This window comes from Thiovibrio sp. JS02, assembly GCF_053485635.1.
Map to the genome: position 1 here is coordinate 3,019,783 of NZ_CM130715.1, position 15,658 is coordinate 3,035,440.

The window sequence follows — 15,658 nt, forward strand, 5'->3', positions numbered from 1 at the left end:
ACCAAATCATCCCTTGAAAACCTTCTCTCGATGATAACCGAGATAATGCCGGTGCGGCCACATATCCGCCTTTTGCGGCAGAATCAAGCGCCGGTCTTCGTTTAGAATCCGCAATGCCGTGTCGGGCAAACTCTTTTTTGCGATGAGGATGGAGAAATCGTCATCCACCGAGACCAGGCCTCGGTCGAACATCCAATGAACGGTGGCAGACAGCGCCAGGCCGTTTCTCACGGAATCAGGCCCGTTTTCCGCAACCGGCTGGATGTGGGCTGCTTGGACCTCAGCTCGGCCGCCTCCGTTGATGATCTTAAGCCCGGTCATGGCGCAGGTATCTTGATAAGCATCTTTAACAACCTTCGCAAATGCCGCCTCCCGAAACGGTCTGGCAACCAGGCTTTCGACAATGGAACGCTGATAGGGCACGATTTCCTCGCTCACTTCGCATGCCGCACCTGGCTGCGCCTGCGGCTGGTATCGTGTCTCGCCCAGGATCTTGGTGAAGCCTGCCTGCAGGATGAGATTATATTCATGGTCCGGGATTGCCCGGACCGCCCGGCCGAAGGCCCCTTTATTCGTTTTCCCGTCTTCCTTTTTAAGGATGCTTTCGTAATAATGACTCCCTTCCTTGAAGGGTACGGGATGATCGAATTCAAGGTAATCGGAAACATAGGCGTAATAATGATCCGGGCGGCCAGGGTCATTTTCGATCCTGGACAACCGGGCGGTGCCGAAATATGCCTGCCTGCCGCCGCTGCTCGATAAGTCGCCGGAAGACCGACGCGGTTCATAATAAATGATCCAGTCACCGACCGCCTGCTCCAACTGCCGAAGATAGGTGCGCGGGAAATGATACCGTTCTTCCGGCAGGTCGTCGTAGGTGGGATCGACCTTGGTGGTGAGGATCGCCTTGGTCATGGCAGATCCTTTTCCACCGACAGCCCGATCCGGAATACCTTCCCGCCCTCGTCAGCAAAGACCGAAAACCCCTCGGCCAGGCCGCCGGGGCCGGCAAAGAGATCGATCACCGGTATTCTTTCATGACGATTGTATTTCATAATTCATCCGGCACTATTGGTTGTCTCTCCAAGCGCTCTTCATCCCACATTTCCCGATAAAACCGGACATATTCAGTAGCTGCATGCGGGGCAATGGCCCAGTAGTGACGGCTAAGCGTTTTGAACAGGGTCAGTGCCGTCTCATCGAAAGCAACCTCAAGCAGTTGATCCAGCACACGTTCCATGCGCCGGCTATCATCGATCTTCCTGCTGACGCTCTCTCGCACTTCCGGCTGACACGCGGCAAGGGTCTGTGCAACTGCTACATGTCTCAGCGCCTGAACCTGCCCGGCCAATTGAAAAATGTCCTCGAATTCATTTACCATCACGCCTTCGGCCCATTGGCTTTTGGGGCCTTTCCCTATTCTCTTGATGCTTTTATCCCTGGCCCTCATTTCCGTAAGCAGGTTTTTCACCTTACTCCGTTTCTTTTCGACCGTCAGGCCGGAGGGCAGCATTTCAAAAAGTAATTCTTCCAGCTTGTCTTCGAGATTCTTCAACTATCCTGCGCCACAAACCGTTTCCCTTTTTCCGTAAGCCTGTATTTCTGCAGGCGGCTGTTGGGTTTTTCAGGAATAGTGTATTCAATGAGTAGCTTGTTCAGTAATTCTTTTACCGCCCGGTTTACCGCTCCAGAAACCTTGCCATGGCCAAGTGCTTTTGCAATTTCCGCACGTTGCAGAGGCTGTGTTTCCAAAGCTTTTAATACAGATTGAGCGATTTTTGACTCTAGCCCCGACTCTGGCCCTGACTCTAGCCCCGACTCTGGCCCTGGCAAGGAGGATGGTTTGACTTCGCCACGGCTGAAAATGATCCGGTACCAGTCTGCATCCGCCTCGATACGCGGCGGTGGGCAAGGGTAGGCTTCACACATCTGGCGGATGCGCAGCAGGCCTGAGCCGACCTTCTCCACCAGATTCATGCGGTGCATCATGCCGAAGAGCAAGGGGTTGCGGGGTATGCTCCTGGTCCCCAAAGTTTCCAGGGTAAGACCGCCGACCAAGCCGCCGGGGTTGACGATTTCCACCCGGTCCTGAAAAATGTGGACCTGCAAGTCTCCGGGCCTGCGGTAATCCCGGTGGCCCATGGCGTTGAGCAGGGCCTCCCGGAGGGCGCCTTCCGGCAGTTCCAGACGTTCCTTACGTTCAAAGCCGATTTCATAGGCGGTATTGAGATGGGCCAGCAGGTAATTGACCGCCGCCTGGTAATTGCTTAAGAAATCGGCGTTATAGACCTTCTGGTCAAGGATGCGGGTGGTTGTCTTCCCCTGAAACAGGCAGCAGTTGACGGCGGAACCCGGCACCACCAGGGAGGATGTTGAGCAGAGGAGCAGAGAGCCAGCACAGGTCATCCGTCGCTGTTTGAGCAGGCCCAGATTTTCAAGCAGCCGCTCAGGATCAAGCGTCGGCGTAATGCCGCAGACCCGGACCATTTCTTCATATGCGGCCTGGTTCAGGTCCGTTGGCCAGTTAAAGCGGTCATTTGTTTTCTCGTCAAAATAGACCAGACCCTCACGATAGAAAAACTCTCGAATTTCATCCCGGTTCATCTGTTGGCAGGTAGCACCTTCACGCAGATAAAATCTGCCTGCGGTGCTGTGTGGTTTGAAACGGCTGGCAGGAACAGAGATGATGAGAACGCCGGCCACCTCTTCACACTCCACCATCAGGGGAGGTTCAAGGTTGCGGGCGATGGACTGCACTTCTGAGCGCAGATTGTTATTGGGCAGTACAGGATGAATTTTGCCGTCGTTATCCACACCGATCAGGATGCGCCCGCCCAAAGAATTGGCAAACGCGCAGATTTCCCGGCCCAGATGGGCTGTCCCGGAACGCTTGAATTCCAGCAACTGTCCCTCGCCGGTGGCAATCAGGGCCTGCAGCTCTTCCAGATTCATCCTTCATCTTTCCTTTTGGTCGCCGAGGTACTTTCCGCCATCCACTGGTCGATGATATCGCGCCGGAACCGCCAGTGCTTGCCCACCTTCTGGCCGGGAACCTCGCCCTTCTGGGCCAGCTTATACAAAGAAGACTTGGAGATTTTCAGATAGACAGCCAGCTCCTCGATGGTGAGTACATTGTCCTGATCTACAGTCATCATACGATCCGCATTAGATTGATTAATAATATCCGTTCTTAGCAGTTAATAGACGAACCGGTCAAGGTACTTTCCCAGGTTCCGGCGAGGGATATGCCGTGGCGCGAGGGATGGCAGAACAAGAAATACGGAAGAAATCATGGCCGGCCGTAAACGCCCTGCGCCACATAGCTGATCCGGCCCTGTTGCCTGAGCCTGCTGGCAATGGCGTAAATTCTGGCGCGCGGAAAGCCGGTCGCCTCTTCCAGCATGGCCACGGTGGCGCCGTTGGGGTGCTGCCCGACAATCTCCTCGATCAAGGCGGTGGCGGGGCGGTCCTTTGTTGCCGCAGCGGTTCGTCGGGCAGCCGGGGCCTTTTTCCCCCGCGGTGGCGGCTCAGGCTTTTCGCCCCTGGCGGTGGCGGCAAAATCCGGTTTTATATCCATATCGATGCCGAAGAGTCCCGAGAGGTCGGCATCGTCGATCACCCTGGAGCTTTTTTTATCCGCCCTGGCCAGCAGGTCGCCCGTTTTTTCCTGAACGGCCCTGGCCACAAGCTCTTCGGTATCAGCCTGCCGCAGGGTGAAGAACAGGAGCGGATCTTCATCAAGCCTGGCGCCGACACCATAGAGGGCGGCCGCCACATGCTTGCACATGGAGGCCCAGTCCGGGCACGTGCATTCGAAGCTGATCTCCCTGGGCGTCGGAAACAACCCCTTGCCTTCGGCCAGGAAGATGTCGCCCAGCTCTTTGGGAAATTTGCCGGCCAGAAGATCCGGCAGGGAACGCAGTTCGCCCTGGCACTGTTTTCTGATCTGGCCCCAGTTGGCCTTTTTCACCGGCGCAATGCGGATAACCACCTCATAGGGTTTGGCGCTGGTGCCCTGGACCAGGGCCGCCACCCGGCCGCCTTCGATCCTGAGGTCGAGAACGGCGCCGTGGCGCACATAGCTCTTGCCCCGGCCGATGCGGTTGCTGTAATCGGCATAGCGCTCAAGGTTTCTGTTCCAGGATTTGCCCCACCAGGTGCGGGCCAGAGTATTGCCTCCGATGACGACCGGCGCGATGCCCGGCATTTTTTTCCTGAGCTGCGCAAGTTTTTTCGCCGCCCTGGCCTTTTTCTCGGCCACAGTCTCGTATTCCGGAAATCCCCAGTAACTCATGCCCATTGATCCTTATATTTTCAGCGTAACACCCCCCCCGGGGTATACGTGCCTCAACAGTAGAAGTAACATCTTTATTTCAACATGCTTTTTCCTGTTTCCTGTTTGTCATGGCTGGAATCCAGCACTGAGGCACTAAACAGTTCGAACAGTTCCTCGTTGCTCATCTCGGTGAGCCAGTTTTCACCGGAGGCGGCAACCACTTCATCTGAAAGTTTCGCCTTCGCGGCCAGCATCCGGTCGATCTTTTCCTCAATGGTGCCCCTGGTCAGAAATTTATGAACCATGACATTTTTCTGCTGGCCGATGCGGAAGGCCCGGTCGGTGGCCTGGTTCTCCACCGCCGGATTCCACCAGCGGTCGAAATGGATGACATGGCTGGCCGCCGTCAGATTCAATCCGACGCCGCCCGCCTTGAGGGACAATACAAAAAATGGCACATACTCGCGACCTTGAAACGTCTCGACCAGCTCTTTCCGTTTGCCGACCGGCACGCTGCCATGCAGAACCAGGCCCTCGCGGTTGAAAATAGATGCCAGAAACCGGGCAAGCGGGCCGGTCATTTCCTTGAATTGGGTGAAAACCAGCACCCGCTCCCGCTTTTCATGGATGGTTTCGCAGATTTCCCGCAGCCGCTGGAATTTGCCGCTCTCCTTTTCGTCGAAATCGGCCAGCCCCAGATACTGCGACGGGTGATTGCAGAGTTGCTTGAACTTGATGAGCGCCGACAGGATGAGCCCCTTGCGCTGTATGCCTTCCGTGTGCTCCAGGGCCGCCCGGAGGCCGGAAACAACCTCGCCGTAGAGGACGGTCTGCTTCTTGCTCATGGCGGCCCAGGTTTTGGCCTCCACCTTGTCGGGGAGGTCGGAGATGATCGATTTGTCTGTTTTCAAACGCCTGAGGATGAACGGCCTGACCACCCGGCGCAGCCCCGCGTAGCCATTGGGATTGTCGGCAAGCCGTTTGCTGAAATCGCCGAACTCCCTGGAGTTGCCCAGGAGCCCCGGATTGATAAAATCGAACAGGCTCCAGAGGTCGGACAGCCTGTTTTCCACCGGGGTACCGGTCATGACGATCCGGTTGCGGGCGGAAATCTTTTTCACCGCCCTGGTCTGCCTGGCGCCGGGATTTTTGATGGCCTGGGCTTCATCGAGAATAACGTAATTCCAGGTATTCTGCTGAAGCCAATCAATCCTCTGCGCCAGGGCATAGGTGGTGATGACCAGATCCAGCCCGGCCAGCCGGTCCTGCGAGAGCGCCGGGACCGAGCCGGGTCGGTGAAAGTCGGGATGGGCGACAAAAAATGAAAGACCCGGGGCAAAATTCTCGATTTCGCCGACCCAGTTGGCAAGAAGCGAGGCCGGAATGATGAGAAGCGACGCGCCTGCCTTTTCGCCTTTTCTTTCTCCGGCCTTGAGCGCGTCAAGAAAGGCCAGGATCTGGACGGTCTTGCCCAGGCCCATGTCATCGGCGAGACAAGCGCCGAGTCCTATCCGGTGCAGATAAAAAAGCCAGTTCAGGCCATCCTGCTGATAATGCCGCAGTCTTGCCGCAAACGCCCGGCTGGTTTTGACCTTGGCCATTTTCCCGGGCCGCTCAAGTCGCGCGAACACCGTCCGCAGCCATTCACCGTGGGAGATGCCGGCAACAACCGCGGCCGCATTGCCGAGCAGTTTCTGCGGATTCATGGAAAAACGCAGGGCATCAAGAAGCGTGATCCCCTCTTCCGGGTTCAGTTCGCCGGCTTTTTCAAACGCCTCCAGGGTCTGCCGCAGTTTTTCCGGATCCACGGCCACCCACTTGTTTTTCAAAAAAGCCAGACCTTCCGATTCGCTCAGCAGCCGGCGGGCCTCTTCCGCCGATATTTCCGTGTCGCCGAGCATCAGCCGGGGCGAGAAATCGAGCAGGGCATCCATGCCGACCATGGAGGGAGGCTTTTCGCCGATGCGGACCTGGATGGTGATGGCGGCGGTCTTTTTCTTCCACCAGTTGGGGATGCGGCAGAGGATGCCGGCCTCTTCGTAAATCGGAATCTCCCGCAGAAAGACAAAGGCCTCCCGCGCGGACCAGGCCAGGGGGTAAAACAACTCGCCGCTGTCACGCAGAGAGGCCACCAGTTCGCTTTTCAGGGCCGCGTCATCAACGGTGACCAGAAGTTGCAAAAGTTTTTCGTTGTCGCCTTTATACTCCTCAAGCGCATACTTCAAAGGCAGGTGCCTGGATTCTCCCGCCTCGTTCAGCCGGGTGGAATAGGTGGCGAGAAAGGCAAACGGCGCTTCATGATCCTTGTTTTCAACCAGATGGAAGTAGATGCGGCCGGCGAGGTGGACATCGGGGCTGTATTGACTGAAAAAATCCGCGACCGATCCGGCAAAGGCCTCGATCTGCCCGTAAAAAATCTCGTGGAGCGCCGCCCACAGTTCCGTCAGCGTTTCCGCGGCGAGATATTCGCCGCCCGGCATCGGGGGAGCGGATTCCAGCAGTTGGGAACGCTCGTCGTCGGCAAAGGGGATGACAACATTGGCGCGCAGATTCTCCAACTCGGGAGTGAGTTTCAGTTTTTGAATAAAAAGAGTGGAAAATGCGCGCCAGAAGGTGAGCGATGGCGACAGGGGAACATTTTTTGCGCAGAACCCCAGAAAAAAGAGCCAGCCCTCCGGTTCCTCGGTGGAGCGCGCGAAGATTTCATCCTGCATCGCCTGGCTTGAACGATTGAGTCCATCGGCAAGAGGCGAAGTCCACTCAAGCTGAATGGAACCATCCGGCATCAATATGGCGGCAAGTTCGGCGTTCTGCTGCATTGTCAGTATCCTGGAGTCGATGCCGGGGCGGGTGACGGGCCGTTACGTACCACAAATCGATCCTGCTTCTGGCTCATCGGGTCAGGGCCTTCAAATTATTTGGATTATGCCGAACCTTACAGCACCTTGCTGTAATTTCTAGGTAAAAGTTTCACAAAAAGAAATAATAACGGCCGCCTGAAGGATCGTATATGGCCCTCAAGAAATCCGAACTCTATAGCTCCCTCTGGAAGTCCTGCGACGAGCTGCGGGGCGGCATGGACGCCAGTCAGTACAAGGACTACATCCTCGTCCTCCTGTTCGGCAAATATGTCTCCGACAAGTATGCCGGCGACCCTGACGCCTTGCTTGAAGTTCCCAAGGGCGGCAGTTTTGCCGACATGGTGGCGGTCAAGGGCGACAAGGAGATCGGCGACCGGCTCAACAAGATCATCGGCCGCCTGGCGGATGCCAACGTTACCCTTTTCACGCTATAAGTAGATGGAACTTCATAGAAACGAGGCGAGCATGGGTAAGCCCCCCGGGGGGGACGGAGCCGTACCATACCAGCGATATGGCAGAAACCTTGAGGGTGATCCTCGCGGGTGTGGAAAAGGTTGACACCTGATTATACAGAGTTTATCATAGATTAACAAATTTTGATAACCTATGAATATTTTGGTATAACCATGGACCCCAGAAACAATCCTTACGCCCCGGGCGCCGGCACCCCGCCCCCTGAACTCGCCGGCCGTGACGACATCATCGAACGGGCCAACGTGGCGCTCTACCGCATCGGCGCCGGCCGGGCGGCGCGTAGCGTCATTCTCTACGGCTTGCGCGGCGTCGGCAAGACCGTCCTCCTGCAACAGATCCGCCTGGCCGCCGAGGAGGAACATTTTTTCCCGGTGGTCGTCGAGGCACCTGAGGAGCGATCGCTGCCTGCCACCCTTGGCCCGGCCCTCAGGGCCACGCTCATCAGGATGAGCAAGGGGGAGGCGGCCAAGTCCGCGATGCGGAAGGCGCTGAGCGCCCTGGCCGGTTTTGCCCGGGCCGTCAAAATCAAATACGACGACGTGGAGTTCAGCGTCGATTACAGCCCTGAGCCGGGCGTGGCGGACAGCGGCGATCTGGAAACCGACATCACCGACCTCCTGGTCTGTGTCGGCGAGACAGCGGCCGAAAGCAAAACGGCGGTGGTCCTGTTCATCGACGAGCTGCAATATATCCCCGAGGCACAACTCGCCGCCCTCATCACCGCCCTGCACCGCGCAAGTCAGAAGCAGCTGCCCATCACCCTGGTGGCGGCAGGTCTGCCGCAGTTGCTGGGACAGATGGGCCGGGCCAAGTCCTATGCCGAACGGTTGTTCGAGTTCATTCCCATCGGCCCACTGGAGCAGGATGCCGCCCGCCAGGCGCTTTGTGTGCCGGCCGAACACGAGGGGGTGGAATATACTGCGGATGCAGTCGCGGAAATCCTCGCCCGTACGCAGGGCTATCCGTACTTTCTCCAGGAGTGGGGCAAGCACGCCTGGAGCGAGGCAACCGCCTCACCCATCACTTTGGCCGATGTGCAAAGGGCAAACGAGGTCGCTGTGGCGGAATTGGATGCGAGTTTCTTCAGGGTCCGCTTCGATCGCTTGACGCCGGCGGAAAAACGGTACATGCGGGCCATGGCGGAACTGGGACCAGGCCCCCACCGGTCCGGCGACATTGCCGACATCCTGGGCAGGAAAAACACGGCGGTCGCCCCGGTCCGTGCCCGCCTGATCGAAAAGGGCATGGTATACAGCCCTTCCCATGGCGACACAGCATTCACCGTGCCCTTGTTCGACGGTTTCATGAAACGGATCATGCCGGCACTCTCATAAGGCGGCAAGCAGATGACCGACAGATGGGGTTGCCGTCATTGCCGGTGAAACTTGGCGCAATCCTGGTCGCGACCCTTCCTGTCATAGGGATTTTTGGGGAGACTGAGGCCAAATGCCCCTATAGATACCCCCAAAAATTTCTCATTTCAATGCGCCAGGACAAACATTTCCGGACAAGCAAAAAAGAAAAAGCCTTGATTTCTCAAGGCTTTTCGGATGAAACCGGACGTTGCCGGATTATGATCTGGTGGCGATGCAGGGACTTGAACCCCGGACACTACGGATATGAGCCGTATGCTCTAACCAGCTGAGCTACATCGCCATGAAAAAGAAAGTCCTTATATTCAAGATTTTGCGGCAATTGTCAACTCAAAAATAAATGCCCCGGGTCTCACTTGCTGGAAACCCGGGGCAGATACCGTAAAATCGTGCGGTTCGGGCCGTATTACATCATGCCGCCCATGCCGCCCATGCCACCCATGCCGCCCATGCCCGCGGGCATGCCGCCGCCGGCCTTTTCCTCTTCAGGATGCTCGGCGATCATGCACTCGGTGGTGAGCAGAAGTCCGGAAACACTGGCCGCATTCTGCAAAGCAAAGCGGGTTACCTTGGCAGGATCGATAACACCGGCCTCAAGCAGGTCCTCGAACTTCTCGGTGTCGGCGTTGAAGCCCTTGGAGCCTTTCATGTTCTTCACATGCTCGACAATGACGGAGCCCTCAAGGCCGGCGTTATTGGCGATCTGACGAACCGGCTCTTCCAGGGCGCGGGCAACGATCTGTTTGCCGAGATCCAGCTCGGGGGTGAGCTTCAGGTTCTTCAAGGCGCCAAGGCAGCGCAGGTAAGCAACACCGCCGCCGGGAACAATGCCTTCCTCAACGGCCGCGCGGGTGGCGTTCAATGCATCTTCCACGCGCGCCTTCTTCTCCTTCATCTCGATCTCGGTGGCGGCACCGACGTTGATCACCGCCACGCCGCCGATCAGCTTGGCCAGGCGCTCCTGGAGCTTCTCGCGGTCGTAATCGGAGGTTGAGGCGTCGATCTGGGCACGGATCTGCTTGACACGGCCTTCGAGCTTGGCCTTGTCGCCGGCGCCGTCCACGATGGTGGTGTTGTCCTTGTCCATGACAATGCGCTTGGCAGAACCAAGATCATTGATGGTGACGTTCTCCAGCTTGATGCCGAGGTCTTCGGTGATCACCTGACCACCGGTGAGGGTGGCGATGTCTTCCAGCATTGCCTTGCGGCGGTCGCCGAAGCCGGGGGCCTTGACGGCGGCCACGCTCAGGGTGCCGCGCAGTTTGTTGACCACCAGGGTGGCCAGGGCCTCGCCGTCCACGTCCTCGGCGATGATGCACAGGGGCCGGCCCATCTTGGCGATCTGCTCAAGGATGGGAAGCAGGTCCTTCATGTTGCTGACCTTTTTCTCGTTGATCAGGATGAAGGGCTCTTCCAGGTTTACTTCCATCTTCTCGGCATCGGTGACAAAGTACGGGGAGAGATAGCCGCGGTCGAACTGCATGCCCTCGACCACGTCCAGGGTGGTCTCCATGCCCTTGGCCTCTTCCACGGTGATAACGCCTTCCTTGCCGACCTTGTCCATGGCCTCGGCAATGATGTTGCCGATGGTGGCGTCGTTGTTGGCGGAGATGGTGCCGACCTGGGCGATTTCCTTCTGCTCCTTGGTGGGCTTGGCGATGTTCTTGAGCTCGGCCACGACCGCCTCAACTGCCTTGTCGATACCGCGCTTGATGTCCATGGGATTGTTGCCGGCGGCAACCAGCTTGGAGCCTTCGGAGTAGATGGCCTGGGCGAGGATGGTGGCGGTGGTGGTGCCGTCGCCGGCCACGTCGGAAGTCTTGGAGGCAACCTCCTTGACCATCTGGGCGCCCATGTTCTCGAACTTGTCCTTGACCTCGATCTCCTTGGCCACGGAAACGCCGTCCTTGGTGATGATGGGCGCGCCGAAGGATTTCTCGATCAGCACATTGCGGCCCTTGGGGCCGAGGGTAACCTTTACGGCATTGGCCAGAGTGTTTACGCCATTGAGAATGGACTCCCGGGCTTTTACGCCATATTTGATATCTTTCGCAGCCATAGTGATAATTCTCCTTTCCGTCTTATCAGAAAAAATTACAAACCATTGCGGAATTACAAATCAAGAAACCGACTTCGCGTCAATCAGCCTTCAACAACGCCAAGAACGTCGTCTTCGCGCATGATCAGGTAGTCTTCGCCATCGATCTTGACATCGGTCCCGCCATACTTGGAAAAGAGCACGCGATCGCCAGCCTTGAGCTCCACCGGCACCCGCTCGCCTTTGTCGTTATGACGGCCCTTGCCAACGGCAATGACCTTGCCCTCGGCCGGTTTTTCCTTGGCGCTGTCGGGAATGATGATGCCTCCCTTGGTTTTTTCCTCTTCCTCCAGTCTTTTGACCAGGATGCGATCATTCAACGGACGAATCTTCATGTAATGCCTCCATCTCGTTTGATAATTATTTTTGATTCACTGACAAGGGGTGAGCAACAGTTGCTCGAAGCGTTTCCCAAATCCTTAAATGAAGCGGCAGGGAAGGCCGTGAATCACGGCACTTTCCTGCCTTGTGCGCCAAACAATATGTATCTGGGTTTAAAAAATCAAGAGAGGACCATGATTTTTTTTATTTATAAAAATCAGGATGTTACAAAAAAAATGATTCTGAAAAATCTTTTTCCGGACCATCCCCTGGCCCGGAACGCATCACAACTTCAGCACCCAGCCGTGGGGATCCGCTTTCTGGCCGTACTGGATGGCCTGAATCTCGTCGAAAAGCTGCTGGGAAAGCGCGCCGGTCCTGCCGCCGTTGATCAGGCAGTCCTGCCCCTTGTAGTGCAAGGAACCGACAGGGGAGATCACCGCGGCAGTGCCGGTGCCGAAGATCTCGGCAAGCGTACCCGCTTCCTTGGCCGCCAGAACCTCATCGATGGAGATCCTGCGCTCCACCACCTTCCGCCCCATGTCCCTGGCGACCCGGATCACCGAATCCCGGGTGACTCCGGGGAGGATGCTGCCGGAAAGCGGCGGGGTGATCACCTCATCGCCAATGACGAAGAAGATGTTCATGGTGCCGACTTCTTCCACATACTTCCGCTCAACCCCATCGAGCCAGAGCACCTGGGTGAACCCTGCCCGTTGCGCTTCCACGGCGGCCATGATGCTCGCCGCATAGTTGCCGGCGGTTTTCGCCTCCCCGACTCCGCCGGGAACCGCGCGGACATACTTGTCGGTGACGTAGATTCTGACCGGGTTGAAGCCTTCCGGATAATAGGCGCCAACCGGGCTCAGGATGACAAAGAAAAGGTACTCCTTGGCCGGACGCACTCCCAAGGCCGCCTCGGTGGCGATCATGGTCGGTCGGATATAGAGGCTTGCGCCCTTGGCGGAAGGAATCCAATCCTGATCGACGAGGATGAGCTGCCTGAGGGCCTCAAGGACATCCGCCTCCGGCAGTTGCGGCATGCACAACCGGGCGGCGGAACGGTTTAGCCGCTCGATATTGGCCGTGGGCCGGAAGAGGTAGATTCCGTTGTCCTTGCCCCGGTACGCCTTGAGCCCTTCGAAGATGGCCTGGCCGTAATGCAGAACCATGGCCGCCGGATCGAGGGAAAAATTCCGGTATTTGGAGATCGAGGCATCATGCCAGCCCTTGCCCTCGGTGTAAGGGATGACCAGCATATGATCGGTGAAATATCTGCCAAATCCCAGGGCGTTTTCGTCGGGTTTGGGTTTTGCCTCATTGCCGCTTATTTTTTCCAGCCGGATATCCATGCGCGTTCCTCGGATAAGGACCCTGTTCTTTACCTTACACTTATGCATCTGCCGAAATCAGCCGCGGCCTTTTGCCATCTCCGCCAAAAACCGCTTGTTTTCACAACAGTAAAGCCAAACACTATAAATGATAATGCGCATATTTCAAACAACTTATTGCCGGCAGCGCAAAAAGCCACCCTGCCCAGAGGGCGATGGTCCGGCGTTATCCCCTTTCCATTGAACCAGCAACTTCTTGATGCCGACATGGGCAACTTGTGTATATTATGAAAAAAAGTCATGCCGCAATCCGCGGCAAGCAGCGCTCCCTGGTGAACCCATGCAAGAAGCCCCGCCCAGCCCCATGGTATTACGTTACTTCCTGGTCATCTTTCTTGTGGTTATCCTGTTGCTGGGCCGGCTGCTCTGGCCGTTTCTCGCCATCCTCATCCTTTCCTACCTCCTGGCCTCTCTTTTTCGGCCGGTATACACCTTTTTCAACAAAAAAATCTCCGCCAGTCTCGCCTCGCTCCTGACCTGCACCCTCATCGTCCTGCTGGTCTTCGTTCCCCTGGTCTTTTTTGTGCTCTCCCTCTCCCAGGAGGCGCTCAACCTTTACCAGTCAGGCAAGGCAGCGAGCCTGGCCATGAAGATCAAGGATCTGCAGAACAGCGACGCCATGGCGCGCCTCCTGGATATTCTCGCCTCCTTCGGCATCGCCCTGGAGCCGGAGTCGGTCAGCAACACGGCCTCCGAACTCATCAAGATGACCGGCCTTTATCTGTACAACCAGATCAGCGGCTGGGCCGCCAATATCCTGCTCTTTATCTTCAACTTTTTCATGATGATCCTCACCATCTTCTTCCTGCTCATCGACAGCGACAAGCTGGTCTCCTACGTCCTCACCCTTTCACCCCTTCCCGATGATCAGGAACGCCGCCTGATAAAAAAATTCGAGGAGATCGCCGGCGCCATCCTCATCGGCAACGGGATCTGCGGCCTGATCCAGGGGGTGCTGGGCGGAGCGCTCTTTGCCATCCTGGAACTGGGGCCGGCCGTGCTCTGGGGCGGGGTGATGGGAGTGCTCGCCTTTCTGCCGATCTTCGGCATCGGCCTGGTCCTGATCCCCACCGGCCTCATCCTGCTCATCAAGGGCGACATGTCGACCGGCATGGCGGTGCTGCTCTTTTACCTGCTGCTCTCCTTTTCAGTGGAATACATCCTCAAACCCAAAATGGTCGGCAAGCAGGTGCACATGCACACCCTGCTCGTCTTCCTCGGGATCATGGGGGGATTGAGCGTTTTCGGCTTCATGGGGATTATCTACGGACCGCTCGTTGTCACGGCCTTTCTGACCATGGCGGACATCTACATGACCAGCTACGACAAATACGTCAAGGTGGGATTCGACAAGTAGAAAAAGCAGCGGCTAACGAGAAGAAACCTCCTGCCCCTCGCCTCACCTGGCCACCGCATCATCAGCGGTCCGGCCGCCGTCGTTACGGCCCGACGCCGCCGCCAAGAACCTTATACAAGGTCACCAGATTCAGCAGCCGGGTCAAACGGGTGGCGATCAGCTCCTGTTGGGCGGCATAGAGCGCACGCTGGGAGTCGAGCACGGCCAGATAGCTGTCCACCCCCTTTTCGTACCGGACCCGGGAGAGCCGGTGGCTGGTGGCGGTGGCCTCGGTGAGCGACTGCTGCGCCACCAGCTGCCCATCGATGGTTCCCTGCTGGGCCAGGGCGTCTGCCACCTCCCTAAAGGCGGTCTGGATCGCCTTTTCATAACGGGCCAGGGCGATATCCCGGTCCGCCTCGGCCACCTTCAGGCTGGCCCAACGTGAACCAGCGTCAAAGATCGGCAGCACAATTTCCGGGGCAAAGGCCCAGGCGCCCGAGCCGGAGGTAAAGAGACCGGAAAGCTCGTCGCTGCCGAAACCCACTGAGCCGGTGAGGGTGATGCGCGGAAAAAAGGCGGCCCGGGCCGCGCCGATATTGGCGTTCATGCCCTTGAGCTGATTCTCGGCCGCCAGGATATCGGGGCGCCTGAGCAGCACCTCGGAAGACAGGCCGGAGGAGAGGGCCCGTACCGTGGTCAAGGTCGCGGCAAGATCCCTGGGGAGCAACTCGGCCGGCACCGTGGCGCCGACCACCAGATTGAGTGCGTTTTCATCCTGGGCCGCCAGGGTGGTGTAGCGGGCGATGTCCACCCGTGCCGCATCCAGCCGGGTTTGCGCCTGCCGGAGATCGAGCTCGGAGGAAGCCCCCAGCTCGAAGCGGCGCTGAATCAGCGCATGGGTGGCCTGCTGGGATGCGAGGGTATCCTGGGCCAGGCGCAGCCGCTCGCGATCGGCGGCCAGAGTCAGGAAATTGGTCGCCACCTCGGCCACCAGACTGATCTGCACCGTGCTGCGCGCCTGTTCGCTGGCGAGATACTGCGCCAGGGCCTGCTCCTTCAGGCTTTGCACCCGGCCGAAGAGGTCGAGCTCATAGGCGCTGACACCGAGGCCGACGCTGTACTGCTCCACGGTTTCGGCCTGTCCGCTGGAGGAGAGGGTTTCCGGAATTCGCTGCTTGCTGCCGCTGCCGCTGGCGTCGAGCTGCGGAAAGAGCTTGGCGCGCTCTATCCGATACTGGGCCCGGGACCGCTCGATGTTCAAGGCGGCGATGCGCAGGTCACGGTTATTGGTGAGGGCCAGGGCGATCAGCTTCCGCAATTGCTGATCGGCAAAAAACTCCTGCCAGGGCGGAGCGGCAGCCTCCTGCCCGGCTTGGCCGCCCGTCTGCTCCTGATAGGCAGGACCGCTCGGCCAGGCGACCGGCACCGGCGCCTCGGGCCGGCTGTAGCTGGGGGCCATGGTGCAGCCGGCCAGAAAAAGCACTGCCGCTCCGGACAGCCACAGGGCTGGACTCTTCCGTTTCAT

General features: G+C 57.9%; 13 protein-coding genes, 1 tRNA gene and 1 pseudogene. 3 read left to right on the forward strand and 12 right to left on the reverse strand.

The genetic code is table 11. The annotated features are described in order from the left end of the window. Positions 1-6: 6 nt before the first annotated feature. The 7 genes from ACUUL3_RS13850 to ACUUL3_RS13880 all read right to left on the reverse strand — a co-directional run bounded on the left by ACUUL3_RS13850 (position 7) and on the right by ACUUL3_RS13880 (position 7,095). Positions 7-915 (reverse strand): HNH endonuclease, encoded by a 909-nt coding sequence (locus ACUUL3_RS13850; RefSeq protein WP_448552283.1) that lies wholly within the window; start codon positions 913-915, stop codon positions 7-9. After that, positions 912-1,055, reverse strand: coding sequence for a hypothetical protein (locus ACUUL3_RS13855; protein WP_448552285.1), 144 nt, complete (start codon positions 1,053-1,055; stop codon positions 912-914). Before ACUUL3_RS13855 ends, ACUUL3_RS13850 begins: the two co-directional genes overlap by 4 nt. After that, a complete protein-coding gene (locus tag ACUUL3_RS13860; protein ID WP_448552287.1) occupies positions 1,052-1,555 on the reverse strand; it encodes a hypothetical protein in 504 nt (167 codons plus the stop codon). Before ACUUL3_RS13860 ends, ACUUL3_RS13855 begins: the two co-directional genes overlap by 4 nt. Further along, positions 1,552-2,952, reverse strand: coding sequence for an ATP-binding protein (locus ACUUL3_RS13865; protein ID WP_448552289.1), 1,401 nt, complete (start codon positions 2,950-2,952; stop codon positions 1,552-1,554). Before ACUUL3_RS13865 ends, ACUUL3_RS13860 begins: the two co-directional genes overlap by 4 nt. Next, complete coding sequence (locus ACUUL3_RS13870; RefSeq protein WP_448552291.1) at positions 2,949-3,155, reverse strand: helix-turn-helix domain-containing protein; 207 nt, start codon at positions 3,153-3,155, stop codon at positions 2,949-2,951. Before ACUUL3_RS13870 ends, ACUUL3_RS13865 begins: the two co-directional genes overlap by 4 nt. Before the next feature lie 134 nt (positions 3,156-3,289). Beyond that, positions 3,290-4,294 carry an SWIM zinc finger family protein gene (locus tag ACUUL3_RS13875; protein WP_448552293.1) on the reverse strand — a complete coding sequence of 335 codons (1,005 nt, stop codon included), beginning with the start codon at positions 4,292-4,294 and terminating at the stop codon, positions 3,290-3,292. A 74-nt stretch (positions 4,295-4,368) separates the two neighbouring features. Beyond that, complete coding sequence (locus ACUUL3_RS13880; RefSeq protein ID WP_448552295.1) at positions 4,369-7,095, reverse strand: DEAD/DEAH box helicase; 2,727 nt, start codon at positions 7,093-7,095, stop codon at positions 4,369-4,371. 191 nt (positions 7,096-7,286) lie between these two features. Between ACUUL3_RS13880 and ACUUL3_RS13885 the strand changes: the two are divergent. After that, positions 7,287-7,550 (forward strand): annotated as a pseudogene (locus tag ACUUL3_RS13885) (type I restriction-modification system subunit M N-terminal domain-containing protein); the annotation flags it as partial. A gap of 213 nt (positions 7,551-7,763) precedes the next feature. Then, positions 7,764-8,945, forward strand: a complete 1,182-nt coding sequence (locus ACUUL3_RS13890) for an AAA family ATPase (RefSeq protein ID WP_448552297.1) — start codon at positions 7,764-7,766, stop codon at positions 8,943-8,945. 245 nt (positions 8,946-9,190) lie between these two features. Here ACUUL3_RS13890 and ACUUL3_RS13895 read toward each other — a convergent pair. The 4 genes from ACUUL3_RS13895 to ACUUL3_RS13910 all read right to left on the reverse strand — a co-directional run bounded on the left by ACUUL3_RS13895 (position 9,191) and on the right by ACUUL3_RS13910 (position 12,755). Continuing rightward, a tRNA-Met gene (locus tag ACUUL3_RS13895) sits at positions 9,191-9,267 on the reverse strand. Between the two features lie 123 nt (positions 9,268-9,390). Next, the gene (gene groL, locus ACUUL3_RS13900; protein WP_448552299.1) at positions 9,391-11,043 is read right to left on the reverse strand and encodes a chaperonin GroEL; all 1,653 of its coding nucleotides are present in this window, start codon (positions 11,041-11,043) and stop codon (positions 9,391-9,393) included. A gap of 83 nt (positions 11,044-11,126) precedes the next feature. Continuing rightward, positions 11,127-11,417 carry a co-chaperone GroES gene (gene groES, locus ACUUL3_RS13905; RefSeq protein ID WP_448552301.1) on the reverse strand — a complete coding sequence of 97 codons (291 nt, stop codon included), beginning with the start codon at positions 11,415-11,417 and terminating at the stop codon, positions 11,127-11,129. A gap of 270 nt (positions 11,418-11,687) precedes the next feature. Further along, positions 11,688-12,755, reverse strand: coding sequence for a branched-chain amino acid aminotransferase (locus ACUUL3_RS13910; RefSeq protein WP_448552303.1), 1,068 nt, complete (start codon positions 12,753-12,755; stop codon positions 11,688-11,690). 319 nt (positions 12,756-13,074) lie between these two features. On the opposite strand from ACUUL3_RS13910, the gene ACUUL3_RS13915 reads away from it, so the two are divergent. After that, on the forward strand, positions 13,075-14,151 hold the full coding sequence (locus ACUUL3_RS13915; RefSeq protein WP_448552305.1) for an AI-2E family transporter: 1,077 nt from the start codon (positions 13,075-13,077) through the stop codon (positions 14,149-14,151). Between the two features lie 82 nt (positions 14,152-14,233). Here ACUUL3_RS13915 and ACUUL3_RS13920 read toward each other — a convergent pair whose 3' ends face one another. Beyond that, on the reverse strand, positions 14,234-15,658 hold the full coding sequence (locus ACUUL3_RS13920; RefSeq protein WP_448552307.1) for an efflux transporter outer membrane subunit: 1,425 nt from the start codon (positions 15,656-15,658) through the stop codon (positions 14,234-14,236).